This is a genomic window from Pseudomonas sp. BRG-100, assembly GCF_000737955.1.
Lineage (GTDB): Bacteria > Pseudomonadota > Gammaproteobacteria > Pseudomonadales > Pseudomonadaceae > Aquipseudomonas > Aquipseudomonas synxantha_A.
Window position 1 is genome coordinate 5,936,769 of record NZ_JPRX01000001.1, and the last position, 15,566, is coordinate 5,952,334.

Below are 15,566 nucleotides of genomic sequence, written 5' to 3' on the forward strand. Positions count from 1 at the left end.
ACGTCAACGATAACGCGTACTTCCAGGTAAAACGTGTGGTCTTCACTATTTTCGCGAGCAAGCTCGCTCCTACAGTGTTATTAGAACTGCTTCACTTCGACAACAGGACCTGCGCCCCATGACCCTGCCATTTGTGAAGATGCACGCCCATGGCGACGACTTCATCATCATCGACCGCCGTGGCCAGGACAACCCCATCACTGCACAGGTCGCCGCCCGCCTGGGCAACCGCCGCTCGGGTATCGGTTTCAATCAGTTGGCGGTGATACTCGACTGTGGAGACGCCGCCGCACATGTCCAGTTCTGGAACCCCGACGGCACGCGGCTGCCAACCTGCGGCAGCGCGACTCGCGGGGTGGCCGACCGCCTGATGCACGAGACCGGCATCGACACCGTCGTATTACGCACCGACCGCGGTTTGCTGACGTGCACACGCGTCGACGGGCAGCGCGTGTCGGTGGACATGGGCGCGCCGTCGCTGGACTGGGCGGCGGTGCCGCTGGCCGAGGCGATGGACACCCGCGTGCTGCCCATGGACGGTAACCCGGCGGCCTGCAGCATGGGCAACCCGCATTGCACGTTTTTTGTGCAAGACATCGCTGCCATCGATGTCGCGGCGGTGGGCCCGGCGCTTGAAGCTCACCCGCTGTTCCCGGCCAAGACCAATGTGCATTTTGTGCAGGTGTTGAGCCGTGGCCGTATCCGCCTGCGCATCTGGGAGCGTGGCGGCGCGGTGCCGTTGGGCTCCGGTTCGTGCTGCTGCGGTGCGGTGGTCAATGGGATTCGGCGCGGGTTGCTCGATGACAGCGTGGAGGTCGAATGCGACGGCGGCACGGTCACGGTGCAGTGGGACGGGCAGGGCGGGGTGATCTTGGCCGGCCGTGTCGAGCCGATCATGCAGGGCGCCGCATACCTGGGCTAGAACGTCACGGTAAACGTAGTACCGGCCGTGGCGCAGGACGTCACCGCCACATCGCCACCATGCACCTTCGCCAGTTCGCGCACGATATACAGGCCGAGGCCGACGCTGCGCACATCGCTGCCCTGGTCGGTGCCACGGGTCATGGGCTCGAACAACCCGGCCAGCAGTGTTTCGGGAATCGCCAGGCCATGGTTGTGCACCGCGACCGCGCAGGCGTTGTCGCCCAGGCGCGAGGTGATGGTGATCGGTTGCAGCAGGTCGCCATAGGCCACGCTGTTGGCAACCAGGTTGCCGATCATCTGCTGCACTCGGTCGGCATCCAGGCACGCCTGGCCGTTGCCTTCGGCCTGATGCACCAGCGTGGCCCTGGGAAAGGCCACCCGCAATTCATCCACCGCATGTTGAATAACGCCGTGCAAATCCAGCGGCACCGCCTTGATGGTGATGCCCTGGCCGACCCGCGCCTGGGTGAAGTCCAGCAGGTCGGCGATCATGCGATGGGCGCGTTCGGCCGACTGGCCGATATGCCCCAACAGTTGGCGCTCCTTGGCCGTGCGCTCGCCACGCTGCAGAAAGTCCGAAGCCATGCGGATGGCGGTAAGGGGGTTTTTCAAGTCATGACTGACAATCGCCACCATCTGTTCGGCAAACAACGCCCGGCGCTGGGCAACCGCATAGGCCGCGCTGAGTTCGGCCTGGGCCTGTTGCAGGGCGACCTCGGTGGCGGTTTTTTCCTGGAGCAGCGCTTCGGCCAACTTGCGTGCATTGAGCAGTTCGCGCTCGTATTTGTCGCGGTCGGTGGTGCCGAACAGTGCCAGGTCATGCACCACGCCGTCGGCCTGCCGGCGCTGGTTGGCATTGAGTAATACGGTCACTTTGTGCCCGGCGCAATGGCGGATGTCGAGCTTCACTTCGGTGACGCTGCCGTGCATGCGTAGCATCGGTGCCAGGTGGGTCTGGTAGAAAATCCGCCCGCCCATGGTCAGCAGGTCCTGGAAGCGCCGCCCTTGCAGCGCAGCGGCGCTGAACCCGAGCCAGTCGCTCAAGCGCGGGTTGACGTGCAGGATCGTGCCGTCTTCGTGGGTTACGGCCAGGGCGCAGGCGGCGCTGTCGAACAACGCGTCAGCGGGCATCGGCAGGCGCCCAAGGGGTCAGGAACCGGTCCATTGCCGCTGCGCACGCCTGGGGTGCACTCATATGCGGGCAATGGCCGACATTCTCCACCAGGCAATAAGTGCTGTTGGGCAGCACGCGGTGCAGGTATTCACCCACGGCTACGGGGGCGATCAGGTCGTCAGTCGATTGCAGGATCAACACCGCAGTGGTCAGGCCCACTACATCCTGGCGGTTATCCGAAAGGAAGGTCACCCGGGCAAATTGCTTGGCGATGTCCGGCTCGGTGCGGCAAAAGCTCTCGGTCAACGCCTCACCCAGTGCCGGTTGGTCCGGCGCGCCCATGATTACCGGGGCCATCGCGCTCGACCAGCCCAGGTAGTTGCTGTCGAGGGTGTCGAGCAGGTCGTCGATATCCTCGCGCTTGAAGCCGCCAACATAATCGTCAGTGTCGATATAGCGCGGCGATGGGCCGATCATCACGTGCGCAGCAATACGCCCGGGGACAAAACGGTCGGCGAGGGTGCCAATCATCGCGCTGACGGAGTGGCCCACCAGGATCACCGGGCCTTGGGCATAGGCGTCGATAATCTCGTTGAGGTCGCGGGCGTAGCCGTCCAGGGCCAGGTATTTGGCTTTGTCGAACGCGCTGAGGTCCGACCGGCCCGCACCGACCAGGTCGTAGAGAACCACGCGAAAGCGCTGGCTAAAGTGCGGCGCCAACTGGTTCCACATCGCTTGATTGCAGCCAAAGCCGTGGGAAAACACCAGCGTCGAAGGACCGTCGCCCATCACATTCACATTGTTGCGGTAGCGCAGGTCCATGGCGTTCTCGTAGCTGGCAATTTGCTATGCGGGGTAAGGCCGCAGTTTAGATAGTCGCGCACCTGGGGTCACGCGTTATACGTCGATAAGGTAAAGTCGGCAGCTTAAGGAAGAAACCTCAGGTAACAAAACATGATAGGGAATTGGCGTCAAAAGGTCTCGGGTTTGCTGGCCCTGGTGCTCCTCGGCGTGCTGAACATAGCCCAGGCGGACACTTCACCGATCGGGGTCGCCCTCGACCAGCGGGTGATTGACCTCACCAACACCCTCGACGCAACCACCACCCAGCGCCTTAAAAACCAGCTTGGCGACCTTGAAGCGCGCAAAGGCGCGCAAGTCGCGGTGTTGCTGGTGCCGACCACGGGCGGCGCCGCTATCGAAGACTATGCCAACCAACTGTTTCGCGCCTGGAAGCTGGGGCGCAAGGACGTCAACGATGGCATCCTGCTGGTAGTGGCCAAGGCTGATCGCGCAGTGCGCATTGAAGTGGGCTACGGCCTGGAAGGCATCGTCACCGACCTGCTGGCTCATCGCATTATTGAAGAACAGATCACCCCGGCGTTTCGCCAAGGTGATTTTGCCGGCGGTGTGCAACAGGGCGTGGACGCATTGACCGTACTGGTGGACGGCGGTGACTTACCGCCATTGGCGGGCGCCGGGATCAACCCTCAATTTATCGCGTTGCTGGTGGCGTTTATCCTGGGCGGCTTGGGCGGCGTGGCGATCGCTGCCGGCAAGCTGCATTGGCGCCGGGCGTTGATCGTCACCGTGGCGGCCACGCTGTTGCTGACGCTGCTGGCGGGCGGTCGCGAGTGGCCGATGTTCCTGTTTGTCATGCCGCTGACGCTGTTGATAGGCGGCGCGATATTCGGCGCGCTGTGGCAGGTGCGTACGCTGTTTTACTGCGTAATCGGGCTGCTGGCTTATATCCTCGGGTTGGTGGTGGCAAACCAGTACGTGGACGTCAGTTTCATCCATTGGCTGCTGTGGCCACTGGGCGTCTTGGTGGTGCTGGGGTTGTACCTGGTGCTACTGCTGATCATGAGAGAGACCTGGCGCACCAGCCGTGCAGGTTTTAGTGTGCGACTGCTGGCGGCGGTAGTCGTGTACGTGGTGGCAGGGTGGGTGATTGACGGCGGCCGCGACGGCTGGCTATTGGCGTTTCCCATCGCATCGTTTGTCGCGCTGATCATCTTCGGCAAGGTCGGTGAAGGGACGGGATCGGGTAGCGGCTCCAGTTCGAGTTCCAGCAGTTCCACCTCCAGTGACAGTTCCTCCGGTGGCGGTGGTTCCAGTGGTGGCGGTGGGGCTTCCGGCAGTTGGTGACGCGGTAGCCGATCCCCACACTTTCGAACCCCATCCATGGCAAGCGCGTGTTTGGCAATGCCATGGGGGGGCACAACGGTTTGGACCGCAAACAGCCGGTTGCAGTATTACGCCTTGACCCAATCGCCCTTGCCATCGGATTTGATTTCGAAATCAATGGGGTCACGGTTGGCGTTGCCTGGAGCGTTTTCAACGGCCTTTTCGTCCGACGGCAGGAAGTTGCGATCTAACTGGCTGCGGGCAGTGTTGACCTGAGAGTTGTCGACGGCCTTTTCGTCCGCAGGCAGGAAGTTCTGATCCAGCCGACTACGGTTGGCGTGGGCCCTGTATTCGTCGCCGATGTTCTTCCAGCCGCCCTTGCCATCGGACACTTCTGCATCGTCCCCAATCTGGTTTTCTTCCTTGGGGTTGTATCTGGCTTTGTCGTTGTCGATCCTGCCGTTGTCAACGGGTTGGTATGCAGGGAAAGATGGGCTGGAACCATTGATTGAAGACACGATTGCACCTCTCTGATAGCTGGGATATTGACCCGCCAGGACGTGGTCCCGGCTCGGCGTTTCGCAGGCTACAGCGCCATGAGCAGTCGCTCAATGCGGCCCATTTCGGGTGAATGTAACCGAGTGAAACCGCTGTGGTCGCGGGTTTCCAAATAGTGAGAGTGGCGATAGGTGCAATCCGGCAAAAGGGGCAGCAGAGTCAGGCTGGATGTAAGAAAGCGTCGTTGGTTCTCAGGTTTTCATTTGTAGAAATACATTTGACGGCTCAGTGGTGTGCGCTTGTTTCACGATTGGAAACAGTTATGTAATGACCTTTCTTAGACAGTTCTCACCATTTCATGCCACGCCATCCCACCGTGATCCGACGGCGAAGGACGCACATAGGTGTAGCCCATGCGGGTGTACAACGGCACGTGCTGGTGCTTGCACATCAGGTGAATCGTCTGCTTGCCCATTGCTGCCATGCGCTGCACGAACGCGGTCATCAGTTTTTTTGCATAGCCTTTGCCTTGATGTGCCGGGTCGACCACCACCGACATGATCACCACATTCGGCGCCTCGGCCACATGGCCTACCAACTCCTTGAATGCCTCATCCGACATCACCACATTGTGGGCACAGCCGGAATTGATGAAACCTGCGATTTCGCCATCCGCCTCCAGGATCAAAAAGCCCTGGGGATACTGGGCGATGCGCGTGGTGATTTTTTCCAGGGTGGCGGCTTCGTCGCCTTCGTATGCGCTGGTTTCGATTTCAAAGCAGCGGTGGGCGTCGGTGGGCAGAGCGGTACGCAGGGTAAGGGTGGGCATGGGTGGTTCCAAGGCGTTGAGCGAAAGGCAACATCATAAACAAACGTCGAGCTTATGGCACAGCAAGGCCATTTGCTTGGAGGGGAAGGTGTGAGGTTCAACTGAAATATCGGATGCAGAGCGCAGGCCTGACTGATGCGACTCAGTCCAATGAGGGAGGGGGCTTGCTCCCGATGAGGGAGTGTCAGTAAACGCATCTTGGACTGACCCACTGCCATCGGGAGCAAGCCCCCTCCCACATTTGGACGACCTAGAATTCCCCGGAATACTTTACTGCCGCCGCCGCCCGCGACGGCACATTCAAACTGCGCAGCAATGACGACACATGAATGCGCACGGTAAACGGCGAAATATCCAGGGCCTTGGCGATTTCCTTGTTGGTCTTGCCCTGGGCAATCAGGCGCAGCACTTCCTGCTGGCGGGTGGTGAGGGTGTGGGTGTCCAGCGGCAGCAGGCCCGAAGGCGCGAACTTGACCAGCACTTCGCCGGCGCGAATCGCCAGCAACGCCTGGCCGATGTCGTCGGGGGCGATGTTCTTGCCGATGAATCCGTCGGCGCCCAGGGCCATCACCTGTTCGATCAGCGCCGGGTCGTCGACCATCGACACCACGATCAACGTTGTGCGCCGCAGTTGCTGGCGCAGTTCGGCCAGTTGGCTGATGCAAGTCAGGCCGGGGAAGCGCAGGTCGAGGATCAGAGTGTCGACTTCGCTCGGCTCGCACAGCAGCGCATTCACCGTGGCCAGGTCGCCGGCCTCTTGCACCTGGGCGTCGGGTAGCAGGCGCCGCACGGTGCGCGCCATGCCTTCGCGAAACATCGGGTGGTCGTCGGCGATGATGATCCGGCCGGTCATGGTGAGCTCCTTCCTGGGGCAAGGTGGTGTCGAGGCATGCTACTTTACCAGCGGGCCGAGGGCCTCTTTTCCAAAGATGATCTGTCAAGGATATGACTATGAGTCCCGAGACCAACTCCGAACTCGATCAGGCTAACCTGCGCATCGTGGTGGCCACCATCGCCATTGTGTATATCAGCGTACTGGGTTTTTTGCCCGGGCAGTCGCTGGACACCTACCTGCCGGTGATCCTGTATATCTTCGGGTTCCTGCTGGCGTCCATCGTGTTGCGCCAGGTGATCGCACGCTGGCCCGGGCATTACCCGGCGCGGCGCATCTTCGGCATGATCCACGACTACACCGGCACGTCGTTCGGCCTGGTGGTGGGTGGTGAGGCGGCGTTGCCGCTGTATGCGGTGATGGTCTGGGTGAACCTGGGCAACGGGATGCGCTACGGGTCGCGCTACCTGGCGATTGCCACGGGGCTGGCGTTGCTGGCGCTGCTGATCGTGTACCAGCTTACGCCGCTGTGGCAGGCGCAACCGTTCATGGTGTTGATGCTGATGATCACCAGCACGGTGATCCCGGTGTACGCCCATATCCTTCTGGAGCGCACGCGCAAGGCTTCGGAACAAGCCATTGCCGCCAACCTGGAAAAATCCCGCTTTCTCGCCCAAGCCAGCCATGACCTGCGCCAGCCGATCCACTCCATTGGCCTGTTCACCGCCTGCCTGCGCGAAGCACGGTTGGGGGATGACGAGCGGCGGCTGGTGGACAATATCGATCGCTCGCTGCTCAACGTGTCGCAACTGTTCCGTTCGATCCTCGACCTCTACACCCTCGACAACGGTCGCCTGTTGCCCAAATACCAGGTGATCCACCTGGGCGACTTTCTCGCCGACCTGGTGCGTCAGAATGCCGAGGCCGCACGCTGGGCCGGCGTGGAGTTGCGCTTGCGCCCCTGCACTCACTGGGTACGGGTGGGCCCGGGCATGTTGGCAACCATGGTGCAAAACCTGCTCTCCAATTGCTTCAAGTACGGCGCGCAGCGGCCAGTGCTGATCGGCGTGCGTAGTCGTGAAAACGGCTTGGTCATAGAGGTGCATGATCAGGGGCGAGGGATTGCACGGGAGCATCTTTCAAAGGTCTTCGAAGAGTTCTATCGCGTGCGCCAATTGCGTGACAAGGATGTCGAAGGCGTGGGCCTCGGGCTGTCCATCGTCAAGCGCCTGGGGCAATTGATGGGGATGCAGGTGAGCCTGCGTTCGCGGTTGGGCCAGGGCACCTCGGTGAGCCTGCACGGCCTGGCCCTGGCCACCGCGCCGCGTCAACTGGCGCTGCGCGACGATGTGCGCCAGGCCGGTCTGCTCACCGGTCTGAAAGTATGCCTGGTGGAGGATGACCACAACGTGCTGCTTGCCACCCAGGCGCTGCTGGAGCGATGGGGGTGCCAGGTGCAGGCTGAGTCGAGTGGGAAGGGGCTGGTCAGCGACTGCGATATCATCGTCGCCGACTACGACCTGGGTAATCACGCCACTGGCATCGAATGCATCGACGAGCTACGCCAGCAACGCGGTTGGGCGGTGCCGGCGTTGATCCTCACCGGTCACGACGTGGAGAGAATCCAGGCCGCGTTGCACGACCGTCAGATCGCCATCTTGTCCAAACCGGTGCGCCCTGCGGAACTGCGCGGCAGGTTGCGTGACCTCAGCCAGGAAAAAGTTACTGCATGAACGGTGTCAGCCCGTTGCCACGTGCGCCTTTTGGCTGGCAGTAGGCGGCAGGTTTCATCAGGCCAAAACTGGCGATCGCAAATGCACCGCCACTGGCCCCGCTTGGTACGGAGCAGTTGTATTCGCCGGACGCAGTGTTGGCTACATAGTAAGTAGTCATGGAATCGCTGCGCACATTGGAAATACGTTTTACCGGTTCGCCCAGGTTGGTTTCCGACAGCTTCTTGAGGTGATCTTCAGTGGGCTTGATATTGCTGCAACCGGCGACGCCGATGATCAAGGCGCCCAGCAGGGCAAGGCGAGTAACAGGGGAGTGGAGTTTCATGGTGCGTCTTCCTTGGGGTTGTTTTGGTTTTTCCAGCGCGCAACAAACCCGCACGCAATGAATGCGCGGTGCTGAGGAAGCGTTGGAAGTGCCGAGGAATATAGCGCCGCGGGCGGGCAGGGTCGATTAGCACAAATGGGCTAATGGCAATTTGAGGTCATGGAAGGAACAGGCAGTGTTGGAGATAAAACGAGCTACGCCAGACGACGCCGACAGAGCGTTCGAGATTCGCCGTGACGCCATTCGCGGTCAGTGCATTGGCGCCTACAGCGCGGAGCAAATGGCGCTCTGGACCCGAGGTTGCGCAAGTGATGGCTACAGCGTGTTGATGGACAAACCGTTCTACCTGGGCTGGGTGAACGGTGAAGCTGTCGCTACCGGTATGCTCGATCCTGACCACCATGAGGTGGGAGCGTTGTTCGTGCGGCCTGCGTTCACTGGGCGCGGCTATGGCAAGGCGATGCTTGCGCATGTGGAGGGCATTGCACGGCAGATGGAGATTGAAAAGGTAGTGCTGGACGCCACCTTGAATGCGGTGAGTTTCTACCGCTCGTGTGGTTATGTGGGGGATGAGCAGGCGGTGTATCACTCACCCTCGGGGTTGGTGCTGGCGTGTGTGCCGATGGTGAAGCGGCTGCGGGTCATGCCGGCGTTTTGAATGCTGCGCGCAATTGCTCAATGACCTGAGCAACGCCTGGGCCCCGAATCCGTGGCGAGGGAGCTTGCTCCCGATAAGTATCGATATCTACACAACTCTCTAGCAGCCGACCGTAACCACGATGCGAAGCGAGCCGCTCTTGATCTTGCTCTTGATCTGCTTTTGATCTTGATCTTAGGCGCCCCGTCAAACCACGCTGGCCGGAATTCGACAGGGATTTGGGGGGTAAACCGGCAGGGATGCCGGTTTAGCCGCCCCGCGCCATGGATGGCGCGTGGCGGCGGCCCCCCAAATCCATGGCGGATTACGGGCACACCGAGCCTAAGCGAGGTGCCGAGTGGTGGGGCAAGAGCCCTTTGGTTACTTTGGGGCTCTTTTTTTCAAAGTGACCCGCTGTAAAAGCGGAACCAATATCAGCCGTTACCTAAATAACGGATATGTACTCGGCCTGATCCAACATCCTGGTCGGCCCTGAGGCCGCCATCGGGAGCAAGCCCCCGCCCACAGGACCGCCTACACAGGGCAATCAATGCATCTTGCTATGGTCCATCTGGCTGTGATCCATGCCGTCCAGGCCACGGGCATTGGCCTTCACCTCAACGGTCTGCTTTTCACCCTTGGCATCCTTCACCGTAAGGGTCAGCGGCACCTGGTCGCCTTCCTTGATCTGGCCGGTCAGGCCCATCAGCATGACGTGATAGCCGTTGGGGTCGAGCTTGACGGCTTTACCCGCCGGCAGGGCCACCGAGTCAACCGGGCCCATGCGCATCACGTCGTCCTTCATGCTCATCTCATGGATCTGCACGTCCTTGGCCACCGGCGAGGCCACGCTGAGCAGTTGGCTGTCGCTGTCGGCGGTGAGGGTCATGAAGGCACCGCTGGACGGCTGGCCCGGTACGGAGGCGCGTACCCAGGCGTCGGTCACTTGCACCTGGGCGCTGGCGTGGGCGGCGAGGCCGAGCAGGGTAAGGCCGAAGGCAAAGCGTTTCAGGGATTGAGCGGTAGTCATTAGCAGACCTCCATGACGGTGAGCAGGTCTTCTGCGCACTCTTGAGCGGTAAGGGATGCCTGCAAGCCAAGGCGCAGGTTGCCACGGGTGTCGAACACGAAGCTGGTGGCGGTGTGGGACAAGGTGTAGGTGTCGCCGGCGGGGATCTTTTCATAAAAGATCCCGAACTCCTTGGCGGCCACGGCGATTTCTTCCGGGGTGCCGTAGAGGGCTTCGAAGCTGGGGTCGAAGGCCTTGACGTACTTGTCGAGAATCTCGGGAGTGTCGCGTTCCGGGTCCAGGGTGATGAACACCACCTGCATGATCTTGCCGTCGCGGCCCATCAGCTTCTTGGCCTGGGCGGCGCGTGCCAGGGCGGTCGGGCAGACCGCTGGGCATTGGGTGAAACCGAAGAACACCACGGGCATCAGGCCACGGTACGAGCTCAAGGTGACGGTTTCGCCGGCGGTGTTCTTGAGCTTGAAGGTACGGCCCATGATCTTGTCACTGAGGTCCTTGCCGTACTTGAAGTTCAGTTTGGGGCTGTAGTCACAGCCGCCCAGCAGGCTGCCCAGGCCCAACAGGCCCATGCCGGTCAGCACTTTGCGGCGGGTGAATAACGTACTCATCAACTGTGCATCCTGTGAAACGCCTGCAGGGCTGTGAAGCGGCCGATCAGGCTTGGAAAAGGAGTAACGAGAAGGGTGCAGAGTCTATCAACCCTGGCCACCCTGCGTAATCTGCGACGTTCTGCCACAGGGGCGCACCGTACTTCATCCTTTTGCGGCTTCAGTGGTAGAGTCGCCGCCATGAAATTGCGCCACTCTGACCGCTCGCTGATCGCCTGGGCCCTGTACTTCTGCGTGCTGATGAACCTGTTCGCCTGCGGTTTGGGGCACGGTCAGATGATGGGCCAGCAGCTCAATGGCATCGGTGGGCTGTTCTGTTCGGTGGAAGGTGGCCAGTTGCCAATTTCCGATAAAGGGTTGGCTGACCCGAGTTCCAGCAACATCTCGAACTACTTTGCCTGCCCGGTCTGCAACGCCATTACCGTCGCTATCGTATTCCTGATCGGCCTGGCCTGGCTTCTTGGCCTCGGGCAAACCCCGCGCCCGGGCCATGAGCGGCGCAACAAGGCGCCACCGCGTTACTCCTGGCCCTCGGCCAACCCCCGCGCTTCCCCTGCATTCTGACGTATGCCTTGGGCCTCCTGAGACCAGGGGGCATTCTGCCGTCACGATTATGGGTGCTATCCATGAATCAACTATTGCCTGCAGGCGCCAGCCGCCTGGTCAGCAAGGCGTCCCGTCGCCTGCGCGCGGAGCCCGCGCTGCCCGATTACCCGAGTAATGCCCGTTGCTTTGTGCACCTGGATGCACGCCTGTTGCCCCATTGGCATACCTTGTTCGATATCTGCCCGGCATTGCTCAAGCTTGACCCGCCGGAGGGGCTGAACCTGTTCCGCAGCTTTATGACCTGGGCCTATCGCAATCAGCCGCCGTTGGATTGGACCTACCATCTGAACGTCTGCCGCTGGCTGCTGGGCTCGATGTACCGTGCGCAAATAGATAACGAGCCGATAGAAACCTTTATGGCTGCCGCGGCGGCGTGCTGGGTGACGACCGATCAAAGCCCGGCCCAGGGCGTGGTTCTGGCCTGGCAAGACACACGGGTTGTCGATTGGAAGGGCAGGCCGCTGGTTGATATCGAACGCCAGGTGTTGCCTGCCCCGGCAGGGGATTTTGCCTGGTGCCCGTTGACCCGCCAGGCCGGCTTCAGCGGCTGGCAACCGGTGCCTTGAAGTGCTGGTCGAACTATGACGTGAGGCGACGTAAGAAACGCGAACTTTTTGTAGGATGAAACTGTTTTTTCATACTGCTGATGGGAACGGTATTTTTTTACCCGCAAGAGTGCGATGTTCACGTTCGACGCCAAAAACACAAGAGGCTGCGATGAAGAAGATGTTCGAGACAACCCCTTTGCCCAGTGATCACTACGATGTTGTCAGTCGGGCGCTGCACTGGTTGATGGCCCTGGTTTTCACCTGGATCTATTGCACGGCGGTGGCCCACTACCTGGCTTCCGACTCTACGGTGGACAAACTGCTGTGGCCCTATCACAAGCCCACAGGGTTGTTATTGCTGGTGCTGCTGATACTGCGGACCAGTTGGAACCTGTTGCACCGGCACCGTCGTCCTCCAAGCGTGAACCGCTGGTCATCGATCGGGCATGGCGCGCTGTATGCGCTGATGTTGCTGATCCCCGTGATCGGGCTGCTGCGCCAGTACGGCTCCGGTCGCGAATTTTCGGCGTTTGGCCTGACGATCATGGAGGGCCTGGAAGGCGAAAAGGTGCAGTGGATGATTGATCTGGGCCGCGACTTCCACAGCGAACTGGGGTGGACGATGCTGGTATTGATTGTCGGGCATATCGGCGCGGTGCTTGTGCATTCGCTGCGAGGCGAGCCTCAGGTATTGCGACGCATGTTCAGTCGTCGGGCTTGAAGCGCTGACGAGAGATTCGGAAGGCCCGCACGCTTCACAGCGTGGTGCGCTGCCATGCGACCTTCGAGCGGATGACTAGGCTTTGTGAACCATTGGTTTTCAGGTTTATCCGCTTATGCCTTCCTTGCACCAAAACACCCCGTCACTGACGGTTTTCGACCCGCGAGGGTTGACCGTGCGTAGCGTGGCTTACCACCGCAACACGCTACAACAGCAACCTCTGGAGTATGTCACACGCCAGGTATTCGGCGCCCGGGGCTTCCTGCAACAACAATGGGACCCCAGGCTATCTGACCTGCACGGCCTTGACGACGCTGTGCCGCCCAATCTGTCCCATCGCCATAGCCTCACCGGGCTACCCCTGAGCACCGATAGTGTGGATGCCGGTAGCCAGGTCATGCTGCCTGGCAGCGCTGGTCAGGTCGTGCAGCAATGGGACAGCCGTGGCGCCCGGCAGCGGTTTGAGTACGATCAGTTGCTACGCCCCGTGGCGGTGTTTGAGCGTGCCGCAGACGAAGCGGCAGAGCGCTGCGTGGAGCGCATGACCTACGCCGGCATGACGTCTCGGGAGGCGGCACGTAATCGCTGTGGCCGCTTGATCCGCCACGATGATCCAGCCGGTACGCTGTTCTTCGATCATTACAACGTACAGGGCAGCGTCACGGTGCAAACCCGGCGTTTGCGCGCACAATACACTGCGTCCGACTGGCCGCTGGCGGAGAGTGAACGCGACGCACACTTGCAGGCTGAGGCATTCACGACCACCTGGCGGTACGGCGCGCTGGGCCAGGTGCTGGAACAGGTCGATGCCCTCGGCAATCGTCAGCAATCGCGTTACGGCGTAGACGGCTTGTTGACCCACAGCGAAATAGTCTTCAAGAGCGGAGCGCGCAAGACCTTGGTGGATCAGCGCACCTTCAACGCCTCGGCGCAGGTGTTGGCCGAACGCACGGGCAATGGCGTCGTCAGCGTGGCCGAGTACGCCGATGCCGATGGCCGTTTGATGCGCTTGAGCGCCCACCTCAAAAACACGCCGGGTAGGCTCCTGCAAGACCTTTCATACCGCTACGACCGGGTCGGCAACGTGCTGCGCATCCACGACGCGGCGCAGCCGACGCGGTGGGCGACTAACGTTCAGGTGGCGGCGGTCAGTACGTTCGAGTACGACAGCCTGTCACGATTGATCAAGGCCACTGGCCGGGAAAACTCCCGTAGCGCCGGCACATCCGCGCTGCCGGGCAGGGTCACGTTCGGGGCCACGGACGACAATCTCTGGCGCAACTACACCCGACACTACGCCTACGACCCGGCCGGCAACCTGACGCAGATGCGCCATGTTCCTTCCTCCGGCAGCGGCTTTACCCAGCACATGCGCGCAGGTGAACACAGTAACCACAGCGTGATCGAGCGGGAGGGGGCGACGGCGCCCGGCCTGGGCAATCGCTTTGATCAGGCCGGCAACCTCAAGGAACTGGCGCGTGGGCAGGCGCTGACCTGGAATGTGCGCAACCAATTGGTTCGTGTTGCACAAGTGCTGCGTGACAGCGGCGAACATGACGATGAGGTCTATGTGTACGACGGCGCCGGCCAGCGGGTCAGCAAACGCCGAGTGGCACACGCCGGCTCACAGACCCATACCCATGAAGTGCTGTATCTACCGGGCCTGGAGCTGCATCGCCAGGGCACCTCGGGTGAATGGCGCAATGTGCTGCTTGCTCAGGCCGGGCGCACTGCGGTCAGAGGGTTGCAATGGCAACAGGGGCGCCCCGAGGGCATGGTGGACGAGCAACTGCGCTTCAGCCTCTGCGATCACCTGGGCAGCAGTACCTTGGAGCTTGACGAAAAGGCAGCCTTGCTGAGCCAGGAAAGTTATTACCCGTTCGGTGCGACCGCCTGGTGGGCCGCGAAGAATGCGCTTGAAGCAAGCTATAAAAACCGGCGTTACTCGGGCAAGGAGCGAGACGCCAGCGGCCTGTATTACTACGGGTTCAGGTATTACGCACCCTGGTTGATGCGGTGGATAAGTGCAGATCCGGCGGGAGATGTGGATGGGTTGAACCTGTACGCCATGGTCGGGAACAACCCTGTCGGCTACGTGGATGACAATGGCTTGCAGCGCAATCCCCTGGTTGAAGTGGTCATCATCATTATCATGGCGGTGTTGGCTGGGCCAGCCATTGGCCTGGACGCAAGCCAAGCCGCGCAGATAGCTATCGCGGGATTCATGACGGCAGTTGTGGGCGCAACGTTGTGGGTTCGCCAGCAGGTAAGAACTGACAGGAGCTGGGAAAACGAGCGCAGTGCAGTTTATCGAGAACTGGCCATGGAAAATGCCCGGAATATATTGCAAGGGGCCAACCCCAGCGAGGAGGAGATCACTGCGTTTGCGGATTTTCTTCATCAGTTCCGAGTGAACAAATCCGACAGTGGGAGCTACGCCTACGGATTGATACCTGATGATTACGGTGGCATTTATGCCTACACCGGACCCGGTCAGGGCAAGCACGCGGCTTTGAAAGCTGCCCAATCACACAAAAACCCGAATCGGGAGTTAAAAAGACTGGGATTTGAAGCGATGACGCTGCGCCCTCCGCGACATGAAAGGGTTGGCCCACTGCCGGCAGCCGGGCTGACAGCTACCGAAGTACGCCCGCTGACAAAAGCCGCAAGTGCGGGGCGACGAGGTTCTGGCGCAGTTGAAGAGGTGACGGCAGCTGAACGCCCAGGGCCTTCTTCCGGTCGAGCGCCGGAACGCCTTGTGATCGACGAATCAAATATTCTGAACGAGTTGCGTGGGCGTGATGGGGGAATTATCAGGGACGTCCTCAACAGGCTGGCATCCAGAGAATGGGCCATGGAAAGAGGGCACGCTTACGGAAATAACATCCGAGGCTTTGATTTGCCGGGGTATCGCGGCCAGCGCGGTCGCGGTGCGTATCGGCTATTGATTCAGCACGTCAGTGGCTTTCACTATCGGGCTGTCAGGGTGATGAATCCACACCGAGGGTGACGCGTTCTTTTGTCTTGAAGGCCG

Annotated in this window: 16 protein-coding genes; 8 read left to right on the forward strand and 8 right to left on the reverse strand. The window is 60.8% G+C overall.

Going from position 1 to position 15,566, the window contains the following annotated elements:
- Window positions 1-118 precede the first annotated feature (118 nt).
- On the forward strand, window positions 119-922 hold the full coding sequence (gene dapF / locus JH25_RS01170; protein ID WP_032880765.1) for a diaminopimelate epimerase: 804 nt from the start codon (window positions 119-121) through the stop codon (window positions 920-922).
- Here dapF and JH25_RS01165 read toward each other — a convergent pair.
- Both JH25_RS01165 and JH25_RS01160 read right to left on the reverse strand, forming a co-directional pair.
- Window positions 919-2,055 carry a PAS domain-containing sensor histidine kinase gene (locus JH25_RS01165; protein WP_032880766.1) on the reverse strand — a complete coding sequence of 379 codons (1,137 nt, stop codon included), beginning with the start codon at window positions 2,053-2,055 and terminating at the stop codon, window positions 919-921. The two genes, dapF and JH25_RS01165, sit on opposite strands and share 4 nt — an antisense overlap.
- Window positions 2,045-2,860, reverse strand: coding sequence for an alpha/beta fold hydrolase (locus JH25_RS01160; RefSeq protein ID WP_032880767.1), 816 nt, complete (start codon window positions 2,858-2,860; stop codon window positions 2,045-2,047). Before JH25_RS01160 ends, JH25_RS01165 begins: the two co-directional genes overlap by 11 nt.
- 132 nt (window positions 2,861-2,992) lie before the next feature.
- On the opposite strand from JH25_RS01160, the gene JH25_RS01155 reads away from it, so the two are divergent.
- Window positions 2,993-4,186 carry a TPM domain-containing protein gene (locus JH25_RS01155; RefSeq protein ID WP_032880768.1) on the forward strand — a complete coding sequence of 398 codons (1,194 nt, stop codon included), beginning with the start codon at window positions 2,993-2,995 and terminating at the stop codon, window positions 4,184-4,186.
- Window positions 4,187-4,293: 107 nt separating this feature from the next.
- Here JH25_RS01155 and JH25_RS01150 read toward each other — a convergent pair whose 3' ends face one another.
- The 3 genes from JH25_RS01150 to JH25_RS01140 form a co-directional block, all read right to left on the reverse strand.
- On the reverse strand, window positions 4,294-4,683 hold the full coding sequence (locus JH25_RS01150) for a hypothetical protein (RefSeq protein ID WP_032880769.1): 390 nt from the start codon (window positions 4,681-4,683) through the stop codon (window positions 4,294-4,296).
- Window positions 4,684-5,000: 317 nt separating this feature from the next.
- Window positions 5,001-5,492, reverse strand: a complete 492-nt coding sequence (locus JH25_RS01145) for a GNAT family N-acetyltransferase (protein ID WP_032880770.1) — start codon at window positions 5,490-5,492, stop codon at window positions 5,001-5,003.
- A 250-nt stretch (window positions 5,493-5,742) separates the two neighbouring features.
- Window positions 5,743-6,345 (reverse strand): LuxR C-terminal-related transcriptional regulator, encoded by a 603-nt coding sequence (locus tag JH25_RS01140; RefSeq protein WP_032880771.1) that lies wholly within the window; start codon window positions 6,343-6,345, stop codon window positions 5,743-5,745.
- A 98-nt stretch (window positions 6,346-6,443) separates the two neighbouring features.
- Between JH25_RS01140 and JH25_RS01135 the strand changes: the two genes are divergently transcribed.
- The gene (locus JH25_RS01135; protein ID WP_032880772.1) at window positions 6,444-8,057 is read left to right on the forward strand and encodes an ATP-binding response regulator; all 1,614 of its coding nucleotides are present in this window, start codon (window positions 6,444-6,446) and stop codon (window positions 8,055-8,057) included.
- Here JH25_RS01135 and JH25_RS01130 read toward each other — a convergent pair.
- A complete protein-coding gene (locus JH25_RS01130; protein WP_032880773.1) occupies window positions 8,047-8,382 on the reverse strand; it encodes a hypothetical protein in 336 nt (111 codons plus the stop codon). The two genes, JH25_RS01135 and JH25_RS01130, sit on opposite strands and share 11 nt — an antisense overlap.
- Window positions 8,383-8,557: 175 nt before the next feature.
- Here JH25_RS01130 and JH25_RS01125 point away from each other — a divergent pair, with 175 nt between their 5' ends.
- Complete coding sequence (locus JH25_RS01125; RefSeq protein ID WP_032880774.1) at window positions 8,558-9,040, forward strand: GNAT family N-acetyltransferase; 483 nt, start codon at window positions 8,558-8,560, stop codon at window positions 9,038-9,040.
- Between the two features lie 526 nt (window positions 9,041-9,566).
- Here the strand turns inward: JH25_RS01125 and JH25_RS01120 are convergent.
- Together JH25_RS01120 and JH25_RS01115 are read right to left on the reverse strand one after the other, a co-directional pair.
- Window positions 9,567-10,049: a copper chaperone PCu(A)C gene (locus tag JH25_RS01120; protein WP_032880775.1), complete on the reverse strand. Its 483-nt coding sequence runs from the start codon at window positions 10,047-10,049 to the stop codon at window positions 9,567-9,569.
- Entirely contained in the window at window positions 10,049-10,657 is a 609-nt protein-coding gene (locus JH25_RS01115) for an SCO family protein (RefSeq protein WP_032880776.1), read from the reverse strand. Before JH25_RS01115 ends, JH25_RS01120 begins: the two co-directional genes overlap by 1 nt.
- A 180-nt stretch (window positions 10,658-10,837) precedes the next feature.
- On the opposite strand from JH25_RS01115, the gene JH25_RS01110 reads away from it, so the two are divergent.
- The 4 genes from JH25_RS01110 to JH25_RS01095 all read left to right on the forward strand — a co-directional run bounded on the left by JH25_RS01110 (window position 10,838) and on the right by JH25_RS01095 (window position 15,542).
- Window positions 10,838-11,221, forward strand: coding sequence for a DUF2946 domain-containing protein (locus JH25_RS01110; protein WP_005788904.1), 384 nt, complete (start codon window positions 10,838-10,840; stop codon window positions 11,219-11,221).
- A gap of 62 nt (window positions 11,222-11,283) precedes the next feature.
- Window positions 11,284-11,829: a putative natural product biosynthesis protein gene (locus JH25_RS01105; protein ID WP_032880777.1), complete on the forward strand. Its 546-nt coding sequence runs from the start codon at window positions 11,284-11,286 to the stop codon at window positions 11,827-11,829.
- Between the two features lie 151 nt (window positions 11,830-11,980).
- Entirely contained in the window at window positions 11,981-12,532 is a 552-nt protein-coding gene (locus tag JH25_RS01100) for a cytochrome b (protein WP_032880778.1), read from the forward strand.
- A 115-nt stretch (window positions 12,533-12,647) separates the two neighbouring features.
- The gene (locus JH25_RS01095; RefSeq protein WP_032880779.1) at window positions 12,648-15,542 is read left to right on the forward strand and encodes an RHS repeat-associated core domain-containing protein; all 2,895 of its coding nucleotides are present in this window, start codon (window positions 12,648-12,650) and stop codon (window positions 15,540-15,542) included.
- The last annotated feature ends 24 nt before the right edge of the window (window positions 15,543-15,566 follow it).